Source organism: Leptothrix toolikensis (SeqCode), from assembly GCF_057922285.1.
In genome coordinates this window covers 1-24,577 of sequence record NZ_JBYSVC010000025.1, presented here as the reverse complement: position 1 = coordinate 24,577, position 24,577 = coordinate 1, and the positions used below count along the sequence as shown (strand labels likewise).

The window sequence follows — 24,577 nt, the reverse complement described above, 5'->3', positions numbered from 1 at the left end:
TATGAATTCCGCAGAGATCTATCCCCAACTCACCCCCGAGGCGGTACTGGCGTTGTTGCAACGGCAGAAACTGCCGGTGGTGATCGAGTCGGTGCAATCGGCCTTTGAGCGCTTGAGCAAAGAGGGCATCCTCGACGGCCAGTCCCCCGGCGTGGTGGTACAAAAAGTGCTGGCTTTGTGTGCCCGCCAACCCTTGAGCGTGACCCAGACCTCCGGCCTAGAGTGGGACCGCCGCGCGGTGCCTTCGCTGCTCTGGGAAGGCAGCCGTTGGCTGGTGGCGGACCGCATCGATGACGAGTTGGTGCTGTTTGACACCGCCGGCACACCGCTTGACGCCGGCACACCGATTCCCGATCACGCCCGGGTGCTGCATCTACAAAAAGCCGCCCCACCGCAAGCCAAGGACGAGCACGACTTGCGCCAAAGCCCCTCAGCGCGCATGGTCTGGGTCGAGATGATGCGCAACCGGCGCTGGGTGGTCGAGGTGACCGCCGCCACCATCGCGGTCAACGTCTTTGCGATCTTTACCTCGCTGTTCAGCATGCAGGTCTATGACCGCGTGGTGCCGACCTTTGCCTACACCACCTTGTGGGCCCTGACAACCGGCTTGCTGCTGGTGTCGGTGATCGACTGGGCATTCAAAGAAATTCGCTCGCGCATCATCGACCGGCTTTCCTGCGATGTCGATAAAGCGGTCTCGCAGCGCATCTATGACCACTTGCTGCGCCTGCGCGCCGACAAACGCCCGCAGAGCTTGGGCACCTTGGCCGCTCAGGTCAACAGCTTGGACACGGTGCGGCAGTTCTTTGCCTCAGCGGTCATTTTCACGATCGTGGACTTGCCTTTCGGGCTGTTGTTCTTGGTGATGATCGGCATGATTGCGGGCTGGCTGGCCAGCGTTTACATCATCGCTTCAGCCCTGCTGCTGCTGCTGGGCCTGATCGCACAACGCCAGCTCGCTGAGTTGTCACGCACTGAAATGCGCCGCAGCCACGAACGCCAAGGCATGCTGGTCGATACCCTGCAAGGGGTCGAGACGATTCAATCGCTCAACGCCGGCTGGCGTTTTTCGCGGCTGTGGTCGGATCTGACGCGCAACATCGCCGAAACCGGCATGAAGAACAAGGTCGTGACCAGCGCAGTGCTGAACTTGGCCGGCACGATTGCCAACTTGGCCTATGTGGCGCTGATCGTGGCGGGCGTTTACCTGATCGAAGAAGGCTCGCTGACCATGGGCGGCTTGGTCGCTTGCTCGATGCTGGGCAGCCGAGTGATCTCGCCGATCACGGCGGCCGTCCAAAAGCTCACGCAGTGGCAGTACGTCAAGGAAGCCCTGCAAATGGTGGACAAGATCCTCAGCCTTGAAACGGACCGCCCAGCCGGTCAGACCTTGCTGGCCCCGGCCACGCTAGAGCCCAGCGTCGAACTCGAAGGCGTGCGTTTTGCCTACCAAGGCGTGCCGGTGCTGCGGCTGAATGTGCCCACTCTCAAGGTCAAAGCGGGGGATCGCATCGTCATCCTCGGCGCCAACGGCGGCGGCAAATCCACCTTGCTGAAAGTCGCTGCGGGCTTGTACCGCGCCAGCGAAGGCCAGGTGCGCATCGGCGGGGTCGAGATCGGCCAGATTGATCCGGGCTTGCTGAGCAAGCAACTGGGCTACTTGCCCCAAGACGTGCATCTGTTCAAGGGCACGCTACGCAGCAATATCGAGCTGCGCGGCGGTGAAAGCGACGAGCGCTTTATCGACGTGGTCAAGATGCTGGGCCTGGACCGCATCGCGGCCGACAACCCGAAAAATCTGGATCTCGAAATCGCTGAAGGCGGCCAAGGCTTGTCAGGGGGGCAGCGTCAGATGGTCGGTATCGCCCGGTTGATGATGGCGCGCCCGCAGATCTGGTTGCTCGATGAGCCCTCGTCTGCGCTGGATGCCGAAGCCGAGGCCCGTTTGATCCAAGCGCTGCGCACCGTTCTGCGGCCCACCGACATCCTCATCATCGCCTCGCATCGCCCGCAGATGCTGGCCCTTGCCACCCGCGTCATCGTGATGCAGCGCGGCATGATCGCCGCCGATGGCACCCCGCAGGCGGTGCTGGCCCCACCGAAGATGGTCAACCCGGCCGCCACCGCTGCGGCCACAGCACAAACGGCACCCGCCGTTGTTCAGGTCCCGAAGGAAGTCTCGCATGGTCACCACATACTCCGTCAGCACGCTTGATGATCCGACCCAACACCGCCCGCGTCCCACACCGAAAGGTGGCGGCGGCAACAAAGCCTCCATCGTCTTGTGGCTGATGATTCTCTTGATGATCGTGGCGCTGATCTGGGCCTCGGTCGCCCGCGTCGATCAAGTCACCCGCGCCACCGGCTCAGTGATTGCCAGCAGTCGGGTCCAAGTGATTCAAGCCGTGGATGGTGGGGCCTTGGCGGAGCTCAAAGTCAAGGAAGGTGACCGCGTGGAACGGGGTCAGGTTTTGGCGCAACTGGAGCAAGGCCGCTCGGCGGCTGCGGTGGCCGAAATCGACGCCAAGCTCGCGGCCTTGCGCGCTCAAGCCATGCGACTGCGCGCCGAAGCGCTGGATGCAGCAGAACCGGTCTTTCCTCCTGAGTTGCTGAGCAACTTCCCGGAAGTGATTTCGGCGCAGCGTGCGCTCTTTCGGCAAAAACGCAGCGGTCTGCAAGAAGAGCTGCGCACCCTCAAAGTCGCCGTGGCCTTGGCCACTGAAGACGCTGGCTTGATCAGCCAGCTCGCAGCCAGCGGCGATGTCAGTCGCTCGGAAGTGATCCGCGCCCAGCGCGCCTTGAACGAAGCCGATGCCCAATTGGTCAATCGGCGCAACAAATACTTCCAAGATGCCCGCACCGAGCTGGCTAAGGTGGAAGACGATCTGGGCCAAGCTGAGCAAGTACGCACCCAACGCGCTCAGCAAGTGATGGACAGCGTCATCAAAGCCCCCGTGGGTGGCATTGTCAAGAACGTGCGCATCACCACCCAAGGCGGTGTGTTGCGTGCAGGCGATGAGCTGTTGCAGATCGTGCCGGTCGATGACCAGATGGTGATTGAGGCCAAGGTTCGGCCGTCTGAGATTGCGCAGATCAAGCCGGGCCTGCCGGCCAACATCCGCTTCGACCCCTTTGACTACACCGTCTACGGGGCCGTGGCCGGCAAGGTGACCTACGTCAGCGCCGACACCCTCAAGGAAGACACCCGCACGGGCGAACAAACCTACTACCGTGTTCACATCGCCACCTCGGCTGCCCCCGTGCGCACCCAAACCGGCAATGTGCTGGAAGTGCTGCCCGGGATGACGGCGCAAGTCGATATCCGCACAGGGGATCGCAGCATGATGGACTACTTGCTCAAGCCCCTGCGCAAAACACTGACCGAGTCCTTGGGGGAGCGGTGAAATCGACGAGTACGCGCTCCGGACTGGCCACACTCACGTTGGTGGACCGTCATGAAGATCAGCGCGCTAGCTTGGCGCGCTACTTTCAAGCGTCTGGCTTTACCGTCAGGCAGCTCACCAGCTTGGAGCCCTCCAACGAAGAAGGGGCCATTGAGACCACCGATTTGCTCTTGATCGCGCTGGAGCAGCCCTTGATGCCCGAGCTCAACTTGCTCAGCAGTCTCAAATCCAAAACCACCATCGGCTGCATCGCCTTGACCACCCGGCCAGCTTTGCAAGATCGCATTGCGGCTTTGGATGCTGGGGCCGACATGGCGTTCATCAAAACCATCGATCGCATGGAGCTGCTCGCAGCGGTGCGGGCGCTGATGCGGCGCTTGCCGCTCACGCCTGCGGCACTGCCGCCCCGCTTGGCAGACACACCGTCTACCTTTCTCGGCAGTCCGCCACAACACCATCCAAGTCGGCCACTTTCATCCCGGTCAGCAAGCGGGCACCACTGGAGCTTGCACTTCGCCAGTTGCACCCTCGCCAGTCCAGAAGGCCTGCATCAAACCTCCCTGACGTCGGTCGAATTTGATCTACTGGCGGTGTTGATGGCCAGCCCACAACACACCCTCAGCAAGGTCGAGATCCTGACTGTCTTGGGGGGCACGCCCACGGGGGAAGAAGCCGATCAGCCCGTCTCGATCCGGTTTCATCGCGTCGAATCCGCCTTGTCGCGCTTGCGGAAAAAAGTGCAGCGACTCTTCGGCATGGCCCTGCCCGTGCGTGCGGTCTTCGGCGAGGGCTTGGTGTTTACCGCACAGGCGCGCCTCGAATAAACCCCTCAGACGACGCCGCCTAGTTCACTGCCGGCCGTAGGTGTCTTCAAAGCGCGTGATGTCATCTTCACCCAGATAAGAGCCGGACTGGACCTCGATGATTTCCAAGGGCACGCGCCCCGGATTACTCAGGCGATGCACCTCACCCAGCGGGATGTAGGTGCTCTGGTTTTCGGTCAGCAAGATCTTGCGCTCGCCACACGTCACCTCGGCCGTTCCCGAGACCACCACCCAATGCTCGGCCCGGTGGTGATGCATCTGCAAGCTCAGGGACGCCCCGGGTTTGACCAAGATACGTTTGACCTGAAAACGCGGCCCAGCGTCAATGCTGTCGTACCAGCCCCAAGGTCGTGACACCTTGCGATGTAAGCTCGGCTCACCGCGATCCTGCGCACTCAGCCGCGTCACGATCTTTTTGACTTCTTGGCTGCGCGCACGGTCAGCCACCAACACGGCGTCGGCGGTTTCAATCACCACCACATCGTCCAAGCCAATGACGCTCACCAGTCGGCTGGTGGCATGCACCAAGGTATTGCGGCTGTCTTCGACAAGGACATCGCCTTGCACCGCATTGCCTGCGTGATCTTTATCGGCCACTTGCCAGACGGCATCCCACGCACCGAGATCGTTCCAACCGGCGGCCAAGGCCACCCGTCGAATATCGAAGGCACTGCCCGGGCAACGCTCCATCACGGCGTAATCCACCGATTCGGACGGCACCAAAGCAAAGGCCGCCCGATCAGGCCGCACAAAGGGGCCATCGGTTTGACGCAGTGCCCACGCCGCTTCGCACGCCGCCAAGATGTCGGGCCGGAACTGGGTCAAGGCAGCCAGCCAGACGGAGGCCTTCAAGACAAACAAGCCACTGTTCCAGCTGTAGTGACCACTTTCCAGATACTTCTGAGCGGTGGCCAAGTCGGGTTTTTCAACAAACTCCGCCACCGGCACCGCCCCGAAAGCTGATGTATCGCTATGGCTGTCAGCCGCACAGCGGATATAGCCATAGCCGGTTTCAGGCCGATCAGGGGTCACACCCAAAATAATGATCGCGCCATCTGCCGCCGCTTGAACTGCTTGGTTCAGCGCCGTAGCAAATGCTTGAGGATCGGCCACGGTTTGATCAGCGGGTGTCACCACCAAGACCGGATCATCGCCCGACGCCGCCGCTTGCAACGCTGCCAGCGTCAAAGCGGCCGCCGTATTACGCCCCATGGGTTCAAGCAAAACCGCACTTGGCTCGGTTTTCATATCGCGCAATTGATCCAAGACCAAGAAGCGATGCTCTTCGTTGCCCACGATGAGCGGTGCCGCCACGCGCATGCCCGCAAGCCAAGGCCCTTGTGTCAACCGCGAGGTCGCGAGCTGAAACAAACTCTGGTGGCCTGTCAGCACCAGAAACTGCTTGGGAAACCCGGCACGTGACAGCGGCCAAAGCCGTGTACCACTGCCGCCGGCCATGATGACGGGCCAAACCGCCACGTTCAACGTCGATACGTCAGGGGCACAAGAACCGGGAGAAAACAAGGAATGGGCGTGCATGAGCAAGATCAAGGGAGAAGGGTTGGGCCATTCTGCCTGCCACAACTGACGTAAACCGGGGATGGTTACGGCGCAGCACAGTCGGTAGAATGAAACGCTTCCATCGTTTTTGTAAATATTCGTTTACATCAGGGAGCGTCAAGCCAAGTTTGCTCATCTTCAACGAAGATAGCAATACATGGGAAAATATCCCATATTGAATCGACACTCCCCTCTTGACCCTTTTAGATCAGCCACCATCCGATGGTTCCTTTCATCGCATCCTTGGGCACTGCGTTTTTAGTGACGTTCTTGGTGGTGTGGTCGTCATCCTTGCACGTCCATCTCTCTGGCGACATCGATGATGGTCAGCCACAGAAGTTTCATGGCCGAGACGTTCCTCGTATCGGCGGGGTCAGCATCCTGCTCGGCTTGCTCGCAGGCTTGGCGTGGGAATCACCTTTTGATACACCTGACTTTCGAGATCTCGTGCAGCTCACCGGCTGCGCCAGCATCGCTTTTGCAGCCGGCCTGATTGAAGACCTGACCAAACGCGTCACACCCAAGGTGCGCCTGCTTGCCACTGTTTTGGCGGCGGCGACCGCCTTGTGGCTGGTTGATGGCGTCATTGAGCGCTCCGGGATTCCGGCCCTTGATCTGCTCCTCCAGCTCGAAGCCTGGCAGGTCGCCCCCATCGCCATCGCCGTCACGCTGTTCGTCGTGGCGGGTGTATCCAACTCGGTCAACATCATCGACGGCTTCAATGGGCTGGCCTCTTTGTGTGTCACCCTGATTCTGGGTGCCTTGGCGTGGATCGCTTACGAACTCGGCGATGCCTTGGTGCTGCAAGGTGCTTTGCTGGGCTTGGGTGCTGTGCTCGGGTTTTTTGTCTGGAATTACCCCCGAGGTCTGATCTTCATGGGCGATGGCGGGGCCTATTTGCTGGGGTTTTGGATTGCCGAGTTAAGTGTCTTGCTGGTGCATCGCAACCCCAGCGTGTCACCGTTTTTCCCGCTGCTGGTCTGTGCTTACCCGATCGTGGAGACGCTGTTTTCGATGTATCGCCGCAAGGTGATTCGGGGCCGCCATATGGGGGCGGCCGATGCAGCGCATCTGCACAGCCTGATCTACCGCCGCTTGATGCGTTGGGCGGTGGGCCGACATGACGCAGCCAGCTTGCTGCGGCGCAACTCCATGACCTCCCCTTATCTCTGGGCTTTGAGCGCGCTGTCCATCGCCCCAGCCTTGATTTTTTGGGACAACAGTGCCGTTCTCTGCGGCTTGATCGTGGCGTTCTGTTGGGTCTATGTAGCGCTTTATCGCTCCATCGTACGTTTCCATACGCCCCATCTGCTGCTGCGCAAAACAGCCCCTTGCGCACTCGCCGTAGCCCCTGCACATGACTCTGCGGGATAATCCCGCCCCTATGACCGATTCTGCCCGGGCCGACTTGGCCGCACCGTCCGCACCGCTGCGGTTCGATACCTTGCCGCTGGACGCCAAACTCCAGCTCGCCATCCGTGACGCAGGCTATGCGCACATGACGCCGATCCAAGCCCAAGCCATCCCCGTGGTGCTTGCTGGTCAAGATGTGATGGGGGCAGCGCAAACCGGCACAGGTAAAACCGCCGCGTTCGCCCTGCCCTTGCTGCAAAAAATGATGCGGCACGAGAACGCCAGCGCCTCACCCGCCCGGCATCCCGTGCGCGCCTTGGTGCTGACCCCCACCCGCGAGCTGGCCGATCAAGTGGCGAGCAATATCCGCAACTACGCCAAGCACAGCCAGTTGCGGGTGGCTTGCGTGTTCGGTGGCATCGACATGGCCCCCCAAACCGCCGAACTCAAGCGCGGCGTCGAGGTCTTGATCGCCACCCCAGGGCGGCTACTGGACCATATCCAGATCAAGAACTGCCAACTCGGCCAAGTTGAATATGTCGTGCTCGACGAGGCCGACCGGATGCTCGACATCGGCTTCCTGCCCGATCTACAACGCATCCTGAGCTACCTGCCCAAGGCACGGCAGACCCTGCTGTTTTCGGCCACTTTCTCGCCCGAGATCAAAAAGCTGGCCCAAAGCTACCTGCAAAATCCCCTCTTGATCGAGGTGGCGCGGGCCAACGCCAGTGCCACCACGGTCGAGCAGCGTTTCTACCGCGTCCACGACGACGACAAGCGCCAAGCTGTTCGCCACATCCTGCGCGAGCGCAACATCAACCAAGCGATTGTTTTCGTCAATTCCAAGTTGGGGGCAGCTCGTCTGGCTCGCTCTTTTGAGCGCGACGGTTTCAAGACCGCTGCGCTGCATGGCGACAAGTCGCAAGACGAACGCTTGAAAGCCTTGGAGGCCTTCAAAGGCGGCGAGGTCGAACTCCTGATCGCCACCGATGTGGCCGCCCGGGGCTTGGATATCGCTGACTTGCCTGCCGTTTTCAACTTCGACATCCCCTTCCACGCCGAAGACTATGTGCATCGCATCGGTCGCACCGGCCGGGCGGGGGCCTCGGGGTTGGCCGTCTCGTTGGTCACCGCGTCGGATGCCCGGCAAATGGCCGAGATTGAAAAGCTGGCTCACAAGACGCTCGACATCGAAGCCCTCGAACTCGATGACGGTCGCCGTCCGCCCTATCGTCGCCCCCGACGTGAGGGCGACGAGCCCGAAGCCTCTCAAGAGGTCTCGCAAGCTACGGCCTTGGCACAGCCACCATCACCACCATCACCACCATCACCACCGCGTGCGGCCCCGCCAGCGGCCTTCGAGCCGGCTCCGGCTCGGCCGCGGAATCCGTATCCGCCGCGCCGCTCAGCCGACCCGTTTTTTGATCGTCCCTACGAGGCGGACCAAAACGCCAATCCGATGTGGGATCAGGGCGAGGCCACCCACACCGCAGGGGGCTCGTCACTGGTGTCACGTCACATCAAACCACGCCGCCGGGTTGCCGCTTTGCTGACGTTGCCGTTGCCGGTGCCCAACAGCGACACGAGCAGCAGCTGAGACCCGCTCAGCGCTCAACTCGCCAAAAACGAAAATACGGCGGGCACCTGTGAAGGTGCCCATGCGGCCAGGGATGCAGCCGACTCCTTGCGCCAGTCTCCCACCCGCAAGGTGCGTACCGCCTCTGCACTCAGCGTCAGGCCACAGCTCACGCTGAGCCAGGTGGTGGGTTGCAGATCGCGCAGCAAGGCGGCCAGCAGCGCCGCATTGCGGTAGGGCGTCTCAATCAGCAACTGCGTTTGTTGCCAACGGCGGGAATGGTTTTCCAGCTCCTTGAGCCGCTTGGCACGCTCGCTGGCTTCGGTCGGTACATAGCCCACAAACGCAAAGCTTTGGCCGTTCAAACCACTGGCTGCCAAAGCCAACATCAGCGAGCTCGGCCCCGACAAGGGCACCACCCTCACCCCCAAGCGGTGGGCCGCCTTGACCAGCAAGGCACCCGGATCGGCCACGGCGGGCAGACCCGCTTCGGAAAGCAGCCCCACGTCGTGACCCGCCTGGGTCGGTGCCAACAAGAGCCCCAGATCGGGCTCGGTACGGCCCCCCTCGCTCTGTCCTTTTTGAGGCCTGGGCAATTCGGTCAACGCGATCTGCTGCAAGGGGCAGCCCAGCGGCACCACCTGATCGACGCGCTTCAAAAAAGCGCGCGCGCTCTTGGCGTTCTCGACCACCCAAAAACGCAGCTCGGCGGCGCGCCGGATCACGCCCATGGGCAGCACGTCGTGCAGATCGGGCTGAGGAGCTCCATCAGCTACCGTGCCCAAATCCAAGGTGTTGGGCATCAGGATCAAATGCCCTTGGTTTGTGTTCGCGCCATGCACACCGCCGCTCATGCTGGCTCCTTCGTGGTGGCAGCCAACACCGCCAGTGGGTCCAGCCCCGCTTGACGCAGAAGCTCACTGGTACGGATCAGCGGCAAGCCAATCAGCATGGTTGGATCATCCGAGTCAATCGCCTCCAGCAAGGCGATGCCCAAGGTTTCACAGCGCGCGCTGCCCGCACAGTCGTAAGGCTCATCAAGACGCAGATAGGTCGTGATGTCACGGTCGCTCAAGGCGCGAAAACGGACCCGTACTTCACCGTGGCAACCCGCCACAAAACCCGTCCGGGGCCGATGAACCGCGACCGAGGTATGAAAGACCACGCTTTGACCACTCATGGCGCGCAACTGCGCAAAAGCCCGCTCGAAGCCGCCCGGCTTACCCATGGGCTGCCCGGCGAGTTCAGCGACCTGATCAGAGCCAACGACCACCACGTCATCCGCACACATCTGGGCCACCGCTGCGGCCTTAGCGTGCGCCAAACGCAGCGACAGCGCAGCCGGAGACTCTGCGGCCAGCGGTGTTTCATCCACCTGAGAAGCCATCACATCGAACGGCAAGCGCAAACGCTCCAACAACTCACGCCGATAGCGCGAGGTGGAGCCCAGAATCAGGCGTGGCCAGGACGCAGGAGCAGAAGTGATGGCAGCGGAGAGCGACATGGCAGACATACAGGATGAAAAGCTAGAAAAGCCGCCATTGTCGTGGCCTTACACTGCCGGCCATGAAATTGCGCGAGTTCCACCCCGAACGTCTCGATGTCCTGGCCTTTGCGACCGATCACGGCACGCTTGAAGGCCACGTGGACCTCCAGACCATGCTCCGACTGCGGGCCGGCTTCCACGCCGACGCCACAGATCCCACCACTTGGACCCAAGGCAGCTGGCAAGTCACGGCTGAACTGCGGCCCCAGAGCAAAGGCGGACCGCAAGTCTGGTTGCATCTGCAAGCCGAGACCGCTGTGCCACTGGAATGCCAACGTTGCTTACAGACCGTCCAAGAACCTTTGACGGTGGATCGCTGGTTTCGCTTTGTGGCCACCGAAGCCGAAGCCCAACAGCTCGACACCGACGCGGATGAAGACATCTTGGTGTTGAGTCGCGCCTTTGATCTATTGGCGCTGATCGAAGACGAATGGCTCTTGGCCCTGCCCTTGGTGCCCGTCCATGACGCCTGCGATCTTGCGCCCTACGCCCGATCAGAGGCGCAAGATGCCGAGGCCTCCGAGGGCGATGAGTCACAAACACTCCATCCTTTTGCCGCTCTGGCCAAGATGAAACTCGACACCCCTTGATCATGGTGATATGATCGAAGGCTTTTCTCGTCTGAATCTTCTCGGAAGAGCAGGAGTGCACCATGGCCGTCCAGCAAAACAAGAAATCCCCCTCCAAGCGCGGTATGCACCGTTCGCACAATGCATTGAACACTCCGGGTACGGCCATTGAGCCGACGACCGGAGAAGTACATATGCGCCACCACATCAGCCCGACTGGGTTCTACCGTGGTCGCAAAGTACTCAAAACCAAGGCTGACGCCTGATCTCAGCGCCATTTGAGCCCGTTCGGCTGATGTTGCGGCCGGGGTCTCGCCTGCCAACGGACGTCAGCCCGCTTTGAATTCGGTTGCCCCTCTGGATCGCCCTGTCCGCCTCGCGGTGGACTGCATGGGCGGTGATCATGGCCCCTCCGTCACCCTGCCCGCGTGTCGCGCCTTTTTAGAGCGTCATACGCAAGCAGAGCTGTTGTTGGTCGGGCGTCCTGAAGCACTTGCAGCCGCCCAAGGGTGGCCGCGTTGCACCTTGATCGAGGCCACCGACGTGGTCGCCATGGATGATCCCATCGAAGTTGCCCTTCGCAAGAAGCGCAACTCCTCGATGCGCATCGCCATTGCCCAAGTCAAAGCAGATGACGCCGGTTTGGCGGCAGCGGATGCGTGCGTCTCGGCGGGTAACACCGGCGCGTTGATGGCGGTCGCCCGCTATCTACTCAAGACGCTGCCTGGCATTGATCGGCCAGCGATTGCCTCGGTCATGCCCAATCAAAGCGGTGGTTACACCACCATGCTGGATTTGGGGGCCAACGTCGATTGCAGCGCCGATCACTTGCTGCAATTCGCTGCCATGGGCAGCGCCCTTGTGGCGGCCGTCGATGGCAAAGACAACCCCAGCGTGGGGCTGCTCAACATCGGCGAAGAGATGATCAAGGGCAACGAGGTCATCAAGCGCGCTGGCGAGCTGCTGCGCGCTGCCGGAGCAGCGGGTCACCTCAACTTCTACGGCAACGTGGAAGGCAACGATATTTTCAAGGGCACCACCGATGTGGTGGTCTGCGACGGGTTTGTCGGCAATGTCGCCCTCAAAACCGCTGAAGGTCTCGCCAGCATGGTGTCCAACCTGCTCAAGCAGGAATTCAGCCGCAACCCCTGGACCAAGATCGCTGCGCTGGCTGCGATGCCGGTTCTGAACCGTTTCAAGCGACGCGTCGATCATCGGCGCTACAACGGTGCAGCCCTCTTGGGTTTGCGTGGTCTGGTGTTCAAGAGCCACGGCTCGGCCGATATCATGGCCTTTGGCAATGCGCTGGACCGGGCGCATAACGCCGCCCAGCATCGCCTGCTGGACCAAGTGCGTGGTCGCATCCATGAAACCCTTCAGGCCTTGCCCGCCGCATGATGAGCACATCCTCTTCTTCGTCGATTTCCCCGTCCATTCGCTACGCCCGCATCACCGGCACCGGCAGTTATCTGCCCCCCCGCCGACTCAGCAACGCCGACATGGTCAGCGAGTTGGCCTCGCGGGGGCTAGAAACCTCCAACGAATGGATCGTTGAGCGCACCGGCATCCAAGCGCGTCACTTTGCCGACGCCGACACCTTTGCCAGCGATCTGGGCACCCAAGCGGCTCAGCGCGCCATGGAAGCCGCCGGCGTCACGGTGGCCGACATCGACTTGTTGATCGTCGCGACCTCAACACCTGACATGGTGTTTCCGTCCACGGCGACCATCGTGCAGCGCAAGCTCGGCATCACCAACGGCTGCCCGGCCTTTGATATGCAAGCGGTCTGCTCGGGTTTCATCTACGCGCTCACCGTGGCTGACGCGATGATCCGTGCCGGCACCGTGCGCCACGCGTTGGTGATCGGTGCCGAAGTTTTTTCACGCATCCTTGATTTCAACGACCGCACCACCTGTGTGCTGTTTGGTGACGGCGCAGGCGCAGTGGTGCTTTCCGCCAGCGAAACGCCGGGCATCATGGCCACTGACATGCACGCCGATGGCCGCCACCTCGACATCCTCTGCGTCCCCGGGCATGTCTCGGGCGGCAAGATCACCGGCGAGCCGCTGCTGCGCATGGACGGTCAAGCGGTGTTCAAGCTTGCCGTGGGCGTGCTTGAAGACACTGCCCGCGCTGTGCTGGCCAAGGCGAATCGCACCGCCGCCGACATCGACTGGCTGATCCCGCATCAGGCCAACATCCGCATCATGAACAGCACCGCCCGCAAGTTGAAGCTGCCGATGGACAAGGTGATCGTCACCGTCGATCAGCACGGCAACACCTCTGCGGCGTCGATCCCCTTGGCGCTTGACCATGGCGTGCGCAGCGGCCGTGTGCAACGCGGCCAGACCCTGCTGCTCGAAGGCGTGGGGGGCGGCTTCACCTGGGGCGCCGTCCTGGTGGATTTCTGAGTTTCTTGACCATCGCTTGACCATTGCGCTACCGACCATGACAGCTTTTGCCGCTTTTGCGTTCGTCTTCCCTGGCCAGGGTTCGCAGTCGGTGGGCATGCTTTCGGCTTGGGGGGACCACCCCGCCGTGCGTGCCACCCTTGAAGAAGCCAGCCAAGCCCTCGGCGAGGACGTGGCCAAACTGATCACCGAAGGCCCGAAAGAGTCGCTCGACCTGACCACCAACACCCAGCCCGTGATGCTGACGGCCGGCATCGCCAACTACCGTGCTTGGCTCGCAGAAGGCGGCCCGCTGCCTGCTGCGGTGGCCGGTCACTCGCTGGGCGAATACACCGCGCTGGTCGCCGCTGGTGCCCTGAGCTTGGCGGACGCGCTGCCCTTGGTGCGCCTGCGCGCCCAAGCGATGCAAGACGCCGTGCCCGTGGGCACCGGCGGCATGGCGGCCATCCTCGGCTTGGATGCCCAAACCGTGCGCGAAGGCTGCATCAAGGCCGCCCTTGAATCCGGCGAAGTGGTTGAAGCTGTCAATTTCAACGATCCCAAACAAATCGTCATCGCTGGCTCCAAGGCCGGTGTGGAAGCGGGCTGCATCGTGCTGAAGGCGATGGGTGCCAAGCGCGCCCTGTCGCTGCCGGTCTCGGCACCCTTCCATTCCAGCCTGATGAAGCCAGCGGCTGAGCGCCTGCGTGAGCGCCTTGTCAGCATCCAGATCAACACGCCGCAAATTCCGGTGGTGAACAACATCGACGTGGCGGTGCAAACCGAGGCCGATGCCATTCGCGACGCGCTCTACCGCCAAGCTTTCGGGCCGGTGCGCTGGGTCGAAGTGATTCAGGCCCTGAAGGCGCGCGGCTTGGGTACGATTCTTGAATGCGGTCCGGGCAAGGTGCTGGCCGGCATGGCCAAACGCATCGACGCTGACCTGATGTCCGCCACCATCTTTGATCCGGCCAGCTTGGCCGATGCCAAGGCGCTGCTCGCATGAACGCTCCCTCTTCGCAACAAGCTCCCCAACAAGTTGCCCTCGTCACCGGGGCCAGCCGTGGCATCGGCCGCGCCATCGCGCTGACCTTGGCCCGCAAAGGCTTCAAAGTCATCGGCACGGCCACCAGCGACAGCGGCTCAAGCGCCATCGGTGAAGCACTGGCTGAATTCGGCGGCGTGGGCTTGACGCTCAATGTCACCGACGCTGCGGCCCTTGACGCCGCCATCGACGGTATCGTCAAGACGCATGGCGGCTTGCATGTGCTGGTCAACAACGCCGGCATCACCCGCGACACCTTGGCCATGCGCCTCAAGGATGCCGACTGGGATGCGGTGATCGACACCAACCTCAAATCGGTGTTTCGCGCCTGCCGCGCCGCGATCAAGCCGATGATGAAACAGCGCTTGGGTCGCATCATCAACATCACCTCTGTGGTGGGCTCGTCAGGTAACCCGGGCCAAGCCAACTACTGCGCCGCCAAGGCAGGTGTGGCCGGCATGACCCGCTCGCTGGCGCGTGAACTCGGCAGCCGCAACATCACGGTCAACTGTGTCGCCCCCGGCTTCATCGCCACCGACATGACCGATGGGCTGCCTGAAGCGCAAAAAGCCGCCCTGACCGCTCAAATTCCCCTGGGCCGCTTGGGCAGCCCGGAAGACATCGCCGAGGCAGTGGCCTTCTTGGCTTCGCCCGCAGCGGGCTACATCACCGGCACCGAACTGCATGTCAACGGCGGGATGTTCATGAACTGAACCCACGCTATTTCTTTGACTTGTTTCAAAGTTTGATCAGAAATCGCTTTAAGCCTGGCACCTTCCGATCAAACGTCAGGCGAACCCCCATTTCGGGGGTACACGCAGACACCGTAGAATCGCAGGCTGTTTTCATTGCACCCCATTCATCCCGGAGCACCCCTCATGAGCGACATCGAAGCACGCGTCAAGAAAATCATCGCCGAACAACTTGGCGTGGCAGAAGCCGAAGTCACCCACACCAAGTCCTTCGTGGCCGACTTGGGCGCTGACTCGCTCGACACCGTTGAACTGGTGATGGCCCTCGAAGACGAGTTCGACATCGAAATTCCGGACGAAGAAGCCGAGAAGATCACCACGGTTCAACTCGCGATCGATTACGCTCTGGCGCACGCCAAGAAGGACTAAATCCTTTTTACGCGCTCTTCGGGGCCTTTTAGCGCCCCTGCCTTACCGTAAAGCACCCTAAGCATGACCCGTCGCCGCATCGTCGTGACCGGGCTTGGCCTCGTGACCCCTGTGGGTAACACGGTGGCGGAGTCGTGGTCCAACATCGTCGCTGGCCAGTCGGGCATTGATACGATCACTCGTTTCGATGCCTCCGATCTGGCTGTCCACTTCGCTGGTGAAGTCAAAGGCCTCAAGCTTGAGGACTACATCCCCGCCAAAGAGGCGCGCCATATGGATGCTTTCATCCATTACGGCATCGCAGCCGCCTTGCAAGCGGTGCGTGATGCGGGTCTGCCCACGGGCGATGCGCTGAGCGAGGCTGAGGCCGAGCGCATTGGCGTGATGGTGGGTTCGGGCATCGGCGGTTTGCCGATGATCGAAAACACCCACGCGGAATACCAAGCGCGCGGTCCCCGCCGCATTTCGCCCTTCTTTGTGCCTGCTTCGATCATCAACATGACCTCCGGTCATGTGTCGATCCTGTGTGGCTACAAGGGGCCGAACATCGGTGTGGTCACAGCGTGTACCACCGGCTTGCACAGCATCGGTTTGGCGGCCCGCCTGATCGAATACGGTGACGCCGACGTGATGGTGGCCGGCGGCTCGGAATCGACCCTCTCCGCCTTGGGCGTGGGCGGCTTTGCCTCGGCGCGCGCGCTCTCAACCCGCAACGATGATCCCAAGACCGCATCACGCCCTTGGGACAAAGATCGCGATGGCTTCGTGCTGGGCGAAGGCGGTGGCGTCATGGTCATCGAAGAGTACGAACACGCCAAAAAGCGTGGCGCCAAGATTTATGCCGAGCTGTGTGGCTTTGGCATGACGGGCGACGCCTATCACATGACCGCCCCGAACGTGGACGGTCCGCGCCGCTCCATGCAAATGGCGCTGCGCAACGCCGGCATCAACGCCGATGCGGTGGACTACGTCAATGCTCACGGCACCTCGACGCCGCTGGGGGACTTGAACGAAACCAACGCCATCAAACTGGCTTTCGGTGATCACGCCAAAAAATTGGTCGTGAATTCAACCAAGTCGATGACGGGTCACTTGCTGGGCGGTGCGGGTGGGATCGAATCGGTGTTCTCGGTGCTGGCCATCCATCACCAGATCTCACCGCCGACCATCAACATCTTCAACCAAGATCCGGCCTGCGATCTCGATTACTGCGCCAACACCGCGCGTGAGATGAAGATCGACGTGGCCGTGAAAAACAACTTCGGTTTTGGTGGCACCAACGGCACGTTGGTGTTCCGTCGCATCTGAGTCCAGTGTTCTGAACCTTCTGAACCCGACGCGGCTCACCCCCGACGGCACCGGCTTCACGCTCGAAGTCGGTGCCGATTCTTTTTGGAGCTGGGCCTTGCGCCTGCTGTGGCTGAGTCTTGTCCTCGGCTTGATCGCCTGGATCCTCGGACATCGTGCGGCTGACAGCACCGTGGGCTACGGCCTGCGCATCAGCTTGGGCCTCAGCATCACCATCGGCAGTGCTTGGGGGCTGCGGCGGGAACTTAGCCCGCGTCACAGCGACACGCCTATCCAACTGCGCTGGCAAGAGGCCGAGCAGCGCTGGAGCCTCCTGACGCCGCCGCCGTCCACAGCGATACCCGGCAGGCTCAGCGTTCAGCTGGACTTGCAACGCTGGATGCTGCTGCGTTTTCAGCCCATGAACAGTGACAGCGGACCGGCACCATGGTTGGCGCTCTCGCAGCGTGACCTACACACTCACTGGCACACCCTGCGCTGCGCTATTCACACGGCACCATCGGCACCACCGCCATCACGCCCCCTTGTGTAATGCGCTCGCCGACCCAACATGGGCAGGCGATGTCAAACACCTTTGAATGATGTTGGAGGTTTTGTGATGCGCGTTTCTCGTTTCTCGATGTCTCATTCACCAGCACGCCGCTGGCTGTTTGCCGGGGCGGCCTTGGTGTCCACCGGGGCGTTGCTGACCCCCTTGATGTCTCACCATACGGCCACAGCGGCACCGCCGCCCTCGGCCAGCGCCCCCCTCGTGGTCAAGGGCTTGCCGGACTTCACGGAACTCGTCGAAGTGGTCGGCCCCACGGTGGTCAACATCCGCACCCGGGCGAAGGTACGCGCCCAACGTGGCGGCGGTCCAGAGATGGACGAAGAGATGCAAGAGCTTTTCCGGCGTTTCTTTGGCACCCCTCCCGGACAACGCCGAGGCCACCCGGAAGGATCTAGCCCAGAAAGCGTCCCCCGAGGTGTGGGCTCGGGCTTTGTGATGTCGGCCGACGGCTACGTCATGACCAACGCCCACGTGGTGGAGGGTGCCGACGAAATCTTGGTGCGCTTGAACGACAAGCGCGAATTCAAGGCCCGCTTGGTCGGCACCGATAAGCGCACCGATGTGGCGCTGCTCAAAATTGAGGCCACGGGCTTAAGCGCCGTGCGCTTGGGCGAAGTCAGCCGGCTCAAGGTGGGCGAATGGGTGATTGCCATCGGCTCGCCCTTTGATCTGGACAACACCGTCACTGCCGGCATCGTCAGCGCCAAAGCACGCGACACCGGCGAGATGCTGCCCTTTATCCAGACCGATGTGGCCATCAACCCCGGCAACTCGGGCGGCCCATTGATCAACATGCGCGGCGAAGTGATCGGCATCAACTCGCAGATCTACAGTCGCTCGGGCGGCTACATGGGCATCTCGTTCGCCATTCCGATCGACGAAGCGGCGCGGGTGGCGGAGCAACTACGCACGCGCGGGCATGTGGTGCGCGGCCGTATCGGTGTACAGATCGGTGAGGTCAGCGCTGAGGTGGCGGAAGCCTTGGGCCTACCCAAAGCCACGGGCGGCGCGCTGATCCGCTCGGTCGAGCCCAGCAGCCCCGCCGAAAAAGCCGGGATGGAAGCGGGCGATATCGTGATGCGCTTTGGCGACAAGACGGTCGAAAAGTGGAACGATTTGCCCCGTTTGGTCGGCGACACCGCCCCAGGCACGGCCGTTCAGGTGGACGTCATGCGGCGCGGCAAGACGCAGAGCTTGAAACTTAAAGTGACTGAGATGGACGCTGATGTCCAAGGTGTACCCAAAAACAACGCCCCCACCGCACCCGCAGAAGCCACGGGCACAGCGGCCAAGGCCTTGGGGCTGGGCCTCATGAATCTGAGTGATGCGCAACGCAAAGAACTCCATCTCAAAGGCGGCGTGCGCATCACCCAAGCTCAAGGCTCGGCGGCCCAAGCGGGCCTGCGCGAGGACGACATCTTGCTCAGTGTGGGCGATATCGAAGTCCGCGATGTCGCGCAACTTGAAAGCGTGTTGGCCAAAGTGGACCGGCGCAAACCCCTCCAAGTGCTCTATCGCCGAGGTGCTTGGGCGCAATATGCCGTGATCCGACCCCAGCCCTAAAAAACACCGCAGGGGGCTTGGCTACAATGGCCGCCCCCACCCCGCCCAAGACCTGTCGCAACGGGTCTGTCGCTTTTGCTGAGATGGCACTTAGGCAAGGGCCGTCTCAGTCATTCATCGTTTCATGGACCACATCCGCAATTTTTCGATCATCGCTCACATCGACCACGGCAAGAGCACCTTGGCGGACCGCATCATTCAGCGCTGCGGTGGCCTCTCCGACCGTGAGATGGAAGCGCAGGTACTCGACTCGATGGACATCGAGCGCGAGCGCGGCATCACCATCAAAGCCCAAACCGCCGCCCTGCAATACAAGGCGCAAAACGGTCAGGTCTACAACCTCAACTTGATCGACACCCCGGGCCATGTGGACTTCTCGTATGAAGTGAGCCGCTCGCTCTCGGCCTGCGAAGGGGCGCTTTTGGTGGTAGACGCCAGCCAAGGCGTTGAAGCGCAGACGGTGGCCAACTGCTACACCGCGCTCGACTTGGGCGTGACGGTGGTGCCGGTGCTGAACAAGATGGATCTGCCCAACGCCGATCCCGACAATGCCAAAGCCGAGATCGAGGACGTGATCGGCATCGACGCCGATGACGCCATTCCCTGCTCGGCCAAAACCGGCATGGGCATCGACGAGATCATTGAGGCCGTCATCAGCCGCATGCCGCCGCCCAAGGGCGATCCGGATGGGCCGCCGCGCGCCATGATCGTTGACTCATGGTTCGACAACTACGTCGGCGTGGTGATGCTGGTGCGCGTGGTCGATGGCTACCTGAAAAAAGGTGAGCGCATCCGCATGATGGCCTCCAACGCCATCTATCCGATCGAACACATGGGCGTGTTCACACCGAAGTCGGAAAACCGCGACATCCTCAAAGCGGGTGAAGTCGGCTTCATCATCGCCGGCATCAAAGAGCTGCAAGCCGCCAAGGTGGGCGACACGGTCACGCTGGAAAAGAAGCTGCCCAACAACGCCGGCCCCGCCTTGGAGGCCCTGCCCGGCTTCAAGGAAATCCAGCCGCAGGTGTTTGCCGGTCTCTACCCGACCGAAGCCAGCGAATACGACCAGCTGCGCGACGCCCTTGAAAAGCTCAAGCTCAACGACTCCTCCCTGCGCTATGAGCCCGAAGTGTCGCAAGCGCTGGGCTTTGGCTTTCGCTGCGGCTTCTTGGGCCTGCTGCACATGGAAATTGTGCAAGAGCGCTTGGAGCGCGAGTTCGACCAAGACTTGATCACCACCGCCCCCAGCGTGGTCTACGAGGTCGAGCTCAACGATGGCGAAGTGATCGAGGTCGAAAACCCGAGCAAGATGCCCGAGTTGGGCCGCATCAACGAGATCCGCGAGCCCATCGTCACGGTGCATCTGTACATGCCGCAAGACTACGTGGGCCCAGTGATGACGCTGGCCAATCAGAAGCGCGGCGTGCAGCTCAACATGGCTTATCACGGCAAGCAAGTCATGCTGACCTATGAGCTGCCGCTGGCTGAGATCGTGCTCGACTTCTTTGACAAGCTGAAAAGCGTCTCGCGGGGCTACGCCTCGATGGACTATGAGTTCAAGGAATACCGCGCTGCTGACGTCGTCAAGGTCGATTTGTTGATCAACGGCGACCGCATCGACGCGCTTTCGATCATCGTCCATCGGGAAAAGAGCCAGTTCCGGGGCCGGGCGGTGGCCGCCAAGATGCGCGAGCAAATCCCGCGTCAGATGTACGACGTGGCGATCCAAGCCGCCATCGGGGCCAACATCATCGCGCGCGAGAACATCAAAGCGTTGCGCAAGAACGTGCTGGCAAAATGCTACGGTGGCGATATCAGCCGCAAGCGCAAGCTGCTTGAGAAGCAAAAAGCTGGCAAAAAGCGCATGAAACAGATCGGCTCCGTCGAGGTGCCGCAAGAAGCCTTCCTCGCCATCCTGCAAGTCGATGACTGAATCCACCGAACGTTTCCTGAGCACCCTCACGGGGGTGCTTTATGCCTGCTTGGCTTTCTATGCGGGCGGCTGGTACATGGGCAAATGGAGCGGCAACTTCTCGCTGATGCTCTTCATCTTGGCCGTCGTGACCTCGATGTACTGGCTGGCCGAGCACTTCGTTTTTCAACCCAAGCGGCGTGCCGCAGCACAGCGGCTGGAAAACGAAGCCGCCCGCCGCCGTGCCGAGCTGAGCCGCCAAGGCATCGAGCGCATCGACGATGCCGCTCTGAGCGAGGCGCAACAAAAGATCCTCGCTCAACCGTGGTGGCTCGACTGGACCGCTGGACTTTTTCCGGTGATCCTGATCGTCTTCTTGCTGCGCTCCTTCCTGTTCGAGCCCTTCCGTATTCCTTCCGGCTCCATGATCCCGACGCTTGAAATCGGTGATTTGATCTTGGTGAACAAGTTTCACTACGGTGTGCGTCTGCCGGTACTGAACAAAAAGGTCATCGACAACCACACCCCGCAACGCGGTGATGTGATGGTGTTTCGCTATCCCCAAGACCCGAGCATCGACTTCATCAAGCGCGTCGTCGGCGTGCCCGGTGACGAGATCACCTACAAGCAGCAGCGCCTGTACGTCAACGGCCAAGAAGCGCCCATCACTGCGCTGGACGACTATTACGACGAAGACCGGCGGACCTACTCGAAGCAGTTCGTCGAAACACTGGAGCCGACCGGCAAGCACCGCTTGCTGGTGGATCCGCAGCTGGCGTCGTTCTATCTGAGCCGCGCCCATCGTTTTCCCCAATCCGAAAACTGCCAGTACAACGCCGATGGCGTGACGTGCAAAGTCCCGGCAGGCCACTACTTCATGATGGGCGACAACCGCGATAACTCGGAAGACTCGCGCTTTTGGGGCTTTGTGCCAGATGAAAACATCGTGGGGCGCGCTTTCTTTGTTTGGATGAACTTCGGCAATTTCAAACGCATCGGCCTCTTCCATTGACCCTTGACGTTCTCACGTTTCCCTTGGAGCCCGCCCTCATGACGCCTTACACCCCCCGTTCATCGCGCTTGGCCGCTCAGCAAGGCATCACCATGGTGGGTCTGCTGTTTTGGTCGGTGCTGATCGTCTTCGCAGCGGTGCTGCTGATCAAGACCGTGCCGGCTTACTTTGAATTTGAATCGGTCAAGACGTTGGTCAATCAAACAGCGGCCAAGGGCGGGAGCACCGTGCCAGAAATCAAGGCCAATTTCGAGCGCATGCGCAGCAACCAAGGCACGATCGACTCGATGAATGCGGGCAACTTGGACATCACCAAAGACGATGATCGGCTCGTGATCAACTTTGCCTATGACAAGGAAATCCCGTTGTTCGGCCCGGTGTCCTTGCTGCTCAAATTCCGTGGACGATCCCAGTGAGTGTCGTGAACGGCACCCCCCTTTCCCTGGAGGCCTTCCAGCAACACCTCGGTCATCGCTTTGAAAAGCAGACCTTGCTGGTGCAGGCACTGACCCACCGCAGCTTCGGCTCGGATCACAACGAGCGGCTTGAGTTTTTGGGCGATGCGGTCCTGAACCTGATCGTCTCCGACTTGCTCTTTGGTCATTTCTCCGACTCCCCCGAAGGCGATCTGACCCGGGTGCGGGCGCACTTGGTGCGCCAAGACATGCTGCACCGCGTGGCTTTGCGGTTGCAACTGCCCTTGATGCTGCGCCTGTCGGACGGCGAAGCACGCGGTGGCGGCGCGCAGCGGCCGTCGATCTTGGCCGATGCGGTCGAAGCGATCATTGGTGCGGTCTACTTGGACGGCGGCTTTGCAGCGGCCCATCCGCTGGTGTGGCAATGGTTCAAGCCCTTGATCACCGAAACCGCCAGCCAAACGTGGGCCAAAGACGCCAAGACCCAGCTGCAAGAGTGGCTGCAAGCGCGTCAGCAACCCGTGCCCGACTACCGCATCGACACCATCAAGGGCCGCGCCCACGATCAAACCTTTGTGGTGGCGTGTACCGTACCCGCCTTGAAAACCTCCTGTCTTGGCGAAGGCCGCTCGCGCCGCGCCGCCGAACAAGAAGCCGCCCGTGCGGTCCTGAACCATCTCGAAACCTCCCCCTCCCATGCCAAATCTTGAGAACACCACGCAACGCTGCGGCCTGATCGCCATCGTCGGTCGGCCCAACGTGGGCAAGTCCACCTTGCTCAACAGCTTGGTGGGTCAGAAAGTCAGCATCACGTCCAAGAAGGCGCAGACCACCCGGCACCGCATCACCGGCATCTACACCCAAGACGAGAGCCAATTCGTCTTTGTCGATACCCCCGGTTTTCAAACGCGCCACACCGTGCGTGGCACGGCCGCCCTGAACCGCAACCTGAACAAGACCGTGCAGTCGGTGTTGGGCGACGTGGATGTGGTGCTCTTTTTGGTCGAAGCCAATCGCTTCGGCAACGATGACGCCAAGGTGCTGTCGCTGATTCCGCCCGGCAAACCGGTGTTTCTGATCGCCAACAAGCTCGACATGCTGAACCGGCGCTCCGACTTGTTGCCGTGGCTGCAAACCATGCAAGCCAAGCACCCGTTCACCGAGTTCGTGCCGCTCAGCGCCACCAAGCTCGACGACGTGCAGCGCCTGCTGGGCATCATCAAGCCTTACCTGCCTGAGCAGCCGTGGTTCTACGACGAAGACTCGCTCACCGACCGCACGGACCGCTTCTTGGCGTCGGAGTTGATCCGCGAAAAGCTCTTCCGTCTGACCGGCGATGAGCTGCCCTACACCTCGACCGTCGTGATCGACAAGTTCGAGGAAGAAGGCAATCTGCGCCGCATCGCCGCCACCATCATCGTCGAGCGCGATTCGCACAAAGGCATCGTCATCGGCGAAGGCGGCGAGCGCCTCAAGCGCATCGGCACCGAAGCGCGCACCGAGCTGGAACGGCTCATGGAAGCCAAGGTCTTCCTCGAAATCTGGGTCAAGGTCCGCTCAGGCTGGGCCGACGACGAACAGCGCCTCAAGAGCTACGGCTACGAGTGACGGCGGCGCGTGAGAAGGAGCCACCATGCGGCGCAGTTCGGCAGCTCCTCTCAACGCCTTTGTGCTCCATCGCCACGACTGGAGCGAATCGAGCCTGATCCTCGATGTGCTCACCCGCGAGCAGGGGCGCATCGTCTTGGTGGCCAAAGGGGCCAAGCGCCCGCACTCGCAGCTGCGCTCCATCTTGCTGCCTTTTCAGCGCCTGCACCTGCACCTCACGCACAAGCGCGCTGAGTCTGAAAGCGAGATCCACGTCTTGCGCAGCGCCGAATGGTGCGGCGGCCACACCCTGCCGCCCGCTGCCACGCTGCTGTCGGGCTATTACCTCAACGAGCTGCTGATCTTGGCCTTGCCCCGCCAAGACGCCCATCCGCAGCTTTTTGACGCCTACGCCGACACCCTGCTCGCCCTGCAAGCCAGCCCACCCACCCACACGGCAGGCACGGCGGGTACGGCCGCCACCTTGCGCGCCTTTGAGTTGCTGTTGCTCCAAGCCATGGGCGTGCTGCCCGAGCTCGGTCACATCACCGCCACCCAAGAAGCGGTCGAGCCCGAGCAACACTATCGCCTTGAACCCGAAAGCGGCCTGTGCCGCCTGGGCGAACTTGCCCCGGTAGACGACGGCCTGAGCGGGCGCGCCTTGTTGGCGATCCAAGCCGCGCTTGATCAAGGCGATGGCGCGGCACTGCGCCAGCAATGCCAGCCGGTGCTGACAGCGATCCGGCCGCAGCTGCGCGCAGCACTTCACTATCATCTCGGCACCACCACCCTGCGCACCCGCCAGTTGATGGTGGACGTCCAACAACTGCTTGATTGAAAA

At 61.5% G+C, this 24,577-nt stretch carries 24 protein-coding genes; 21 read left to right on the top strand and 3 right to left on the bottom strand.

The window, feature by feature from the left end; translation table 11 throughout:
* Position 1: 1 nt before the first annotated feature.
* Genes AC3VI7_RS05805 through AC3VI7_RS05795 form a run of 3 tightly spaced genes read left to right on the top strand, consistent with a single transcriptional unit; the run spans position 2 to position 4,228 of the window.
* Positions 2-2,215 carry an ATP-binding cassette domain-containing protein gene (locus AC3VI7_RS05805; protein WP_489669284.1) on the top strand — a complete coding sequence of 738 codons (2,214 nt, stop codon included), beginning with the start codon at positions 2-4 and terminating at the stop codon, positions 2,213-2,215.
* Positions 2,184-3,404, top strand: a complete 1,221-nt coding sequence (locus AC3VI7_RS05800; RefSeq protein WP_489669285.1) for a beta-barrel domain-containing protein — start codon at positions 2,184-2,186, stop codon at positions 3,402-3,404. The genes AC3VI7_RS05805 and AC3VI7_RS05800 overlap by 32 nt, the downstream gene beginning before the upstream one ends.
* Before the next feature lie 41 nt (positions 3,405-3,445).
* Positions 3,446-4,228 (top strand): response regulator transcription factor, encoded by a 783-nt coding sequence (locus tag AC3VI7_RS05795; RefSeq protein ID WP_489671420.1) that lies wholly within the window; start codon positions 3,446-3,448, stop codon positions 4,226-4,228.
* Positions 4,229-4,252: 24 nt separating this feature from the next.
* Here the strand turns inward: AC3VI7_RS05795 and AC3VI7_RS05790 are convergent, their stop codons facing one another.
* Positions 4,253-5,686 carry a mannose-1-phosphate guanylyltransferase/mannose-6-phosphate isomerase gene (locus tag AC3VI7_RS05790; RefSeq protein WP_489669316.1) on the bottom strand — a complete coding sequence of 478 codons (1,434 nt, stop codon included), beginning with the start codon at positions 5,684-5,686 and terminating at the stop codon, positions 4,253-4,255.
* Between the two features lie 324 nt (positions 5,687-6,010).
* On the opposite strand from AC3VI7_RS05790, the gene AC3VI7_RS05785 reads away from it, so the two are divergent.
* Both AC3VI7_RS05785 and AC3VI7_RS05780 read left to right on the top strand, forming a co-directional pair.
* Positions 6,011-7,162 carry an MraY family glycosyltransferase gene (locus AC3VI7_RS05785; RefSeq protein WP_489669287.1) on the top strand — a complete coding sequence of 384 codons (1,152 nt, stop codon included), beginning with the start codon at positions 6,011-6,013 and terminating at the stop codon, positions 7,160-7,162.
* Positions 7,163-7,172: 10 nt separating this feature from the next.
* Entirely contained in the window at positions 7,173-8,738 is a 1,566-nt protein-coding gene (locus tag AC3VI7_RS05780; RefSeq protein WP_489669288.1) for a DEAD/DEAH box helicase, read from the top strand.
* A gap of 14 nt (positions 8,739-8,752) precedes the next feature.
* On the opposite strand, the gene AC3VI7_RS05775 is transcribed toward AC3VI7_RS05780, so the two are convergent.
* Positions 8,753-9,571, bottom strand: a complete 819-nt coding sequence (locus tag AC3VI7_RS05775) for an SAM-dependent methyltransferase (protein ID WP_489669289.1) — start codon at positions 9,569-9,571, stop codon at positions 8,753-8,755.
* Positions 9,568-10,221 carry a Maf family nucleotide pyrophosphatase gene (locus AC3VI7_RS05770; protein ID WP_489669290.1) on the bottom strand — a complete coding sequence of 218 codons (654 nt, stop codon included), beginning with the start codon at positions 10,219-10,221 and terminating at the stop codon, positions 9,568-9,570. Before AC3VI7_RS05770 ends, AC3VI7_RS05775 begins: the two co-directional genes overlap by 4 nt.
* Positions 10,222-10,283: 62 nt before the next feature.
* On the opposite strand from AC3VI7_RS05770, the gene AC3VI7_RS05765 reads away from it, so the two are divergent.
* From AC3VI7_RS05765 to recO, 16 genes are all read left to right on the top strand, one after another.
* Complete coding sequence (locus AC3VI7_RS05765; protein ID WP_489669291.1) at positions 10,284-10,853, top strand: YceD family protein; 570 nt, start codon at positions 10,284-10,286, stop codon at positions 10,851-10,853.
* Positions 10,854-10,915: 62 nt separating this feature from the next.
* Positions 10,916-11,098 carry a 50S ribosomal protein L32 gene (gene rpmF / locus AC3VI7_RS05760; protein ID WP_489669292.1) on the top strand — a complete coding sequence of 61 codons (183 nt, stop codon included), beginning with the start codon at positions 10,916-10,918 and terminating at the stop codon, positions 11,096-11,098.
* 91 nt (positions 11,099-11,189) lie between these two features.
* Positions 11,190-12,230, top strand: coding sequence for a phosphate acyltransferase PlsX (gene plsX / locus AC3VI7_RS05755; protein WP_489669317.1), 1,041 nt, complete (start codon positions 11,190-11,192; stop codon positions 12,228-12,230).
* A complete protein-coding gene (locus tag AC3VI7_RS05750; protein WP_489669293.1) occupies positions 12,230-13,243 on the top strand; it encodes a beta-ketoacyl-ACP synthase III in 1,014 nt (337 codons plus the stop codon). The genes plsX and AC3VI7_RS05750 overlap by 1 nt, the downstream gene beginning before the upstream one ends.
* Positions 13,244-13,280: 37 nt before the next feature.
* The gene (gene fabD, locus AC3VI7_RS05745) at positions 13,281-14,228 is read left to right on the top strand and encodes an ACP S-malonyltransferase (RefSeq protein ID WP_489669294.1); all 948 of its coding nucleotides are present in this window, start codon (positions 13,281-13,283) and stop codon (positions 14,226-14,228) included.
* Positions 14,225-14,980, top strand: coding sequence for a 3-oxoacyl-ACP reductase FabG (gene fabG / locus AC3VI7_RS05740; protein WP_489669295.1), 756 nt, complete (start codon positions 14,225-14,227; stop codon positions 14,978-14,980). The genes fabD and fabG overlap by 4 nt, the downstream gene beginning before the upstream one ends.
* Before the next feature lie 165 nt (positions 14,981-15,145).
* Positions 15,146-15,388 (top strand): acyl carrier protein, encoded by a 243-nt coding sequence (gene acpP / locus AC3VI7_RS05735; protein ID WP_489669296.1) that lies wholly within the window; start codon positions 15,146-15,148, stop codon positions 15,386-15,388.
* Between the two features lie 63 nt (positions 15,389-15,451).
* On the top strand, positions 15,452-16,696 hold the full coding sequence (fabF, locus tag AC3VI7_RS05730) for a beta-ketoacyl-ACP synthase II (protein WP_489669297.1): 1,245 nt from the start codon (positions 15,452-15,454) through the stop codon (positions 16,694-16,696).
* A gap of 97 nt (positions 16,697-16,793) precedes the next feature.
* Positions 16,794-17,228, top strand: a complete 435-nt coding sequence (locus AC3VI7_RS05725; protein WP_489669298.1) for a hypothetical protein — start codon at positions 16,794-16,796, stop codon at positions 17,226-17,228.
* Positions 17,229-17,294: 66 nt separating this feature from the next.
* Entirely contained in the window at positions 17,295-18,809 is a 1,515-nt protein-coding gene (locus tag AC3VI7_RS05720) for a DegQ family serine endoprotease (protein WP_489669299.1), read from the top strand.
* 124 nt (positions 18,810-18,933) lie between these two features.
* A complete protein-coding gene (lepA, locus tag AC3VI7_RS05715; protein WP_489669300.1) occupies positions 18,934-20,742 on the top strand; it encodes a translation elongation factor 4 in 1,809 nt (602 codons plus the stop codon).
* Positions 20,735-21,733 (top strand): signal peptidase I, encoded by a 999-nt coding sequence (gene lepB / locus AC3VI7_RS05710; RefSeq protein WP_489669301.1) that lies wholly within the window; start codon positions 20,735-20,737, stop codon positions 21,731-21,733. Before lepA ends, lepB begins: the two co-directional genes overlap by 8 nt.
* Before the next feature lie 38 nt (positions 21,734-21,771).
* Complete coding sequence (locus AC3VI7_RS05705) at positions 21,772-22,149, top strand: DUF4845 domain-containing protein (protein ID WP_489669302.1); 378 nt, start codon at positions 21,772-21,774, stop codon at positions 22,147-22,149.
* 5 nt (positions 22,150-22,154) lie between these two features.
* Positions 22,155-22,859, top strand: a complete 705-nt coding sequence (gene rnc / locus AC3VI7_RS05700; RefSeq protein ID WP_489669303.1) for a ribonuclease III — start codon at positions 22,155-22,157, stop codon at positions 22,857-22,859.
* The gene (era, locus tag AC3VI7_RS05695) at positions 22,846-23,757 is read left to right on the top strand and encodes a GTPase Era (RefSeq protein ID WP_489669304.1); all 912 of its coding nucleotides are present in this window, start codon (positions 22,846-22,848) and stop codon (positions 23,755-23,757) included. The genes rnc and era overlap by 14 nt, the downstream gene beginning before the upstream one ends.
* 25 nt (positions 23,758-23,782) lie before the next feature.
* Positions 23,783-24,574 (top strand): DNA repair protein RecO, encoded by a 792-nt coding sequence (gene recO, locus AC3VI7_RS05690; protein ID WP_489669306.1) that lies wholly within the window; start codon positions 23,783-23,785, stop codon positions 24,572-24,574.
* Positions 24,575-24,577: the final 3 nt, after the last annotated feature.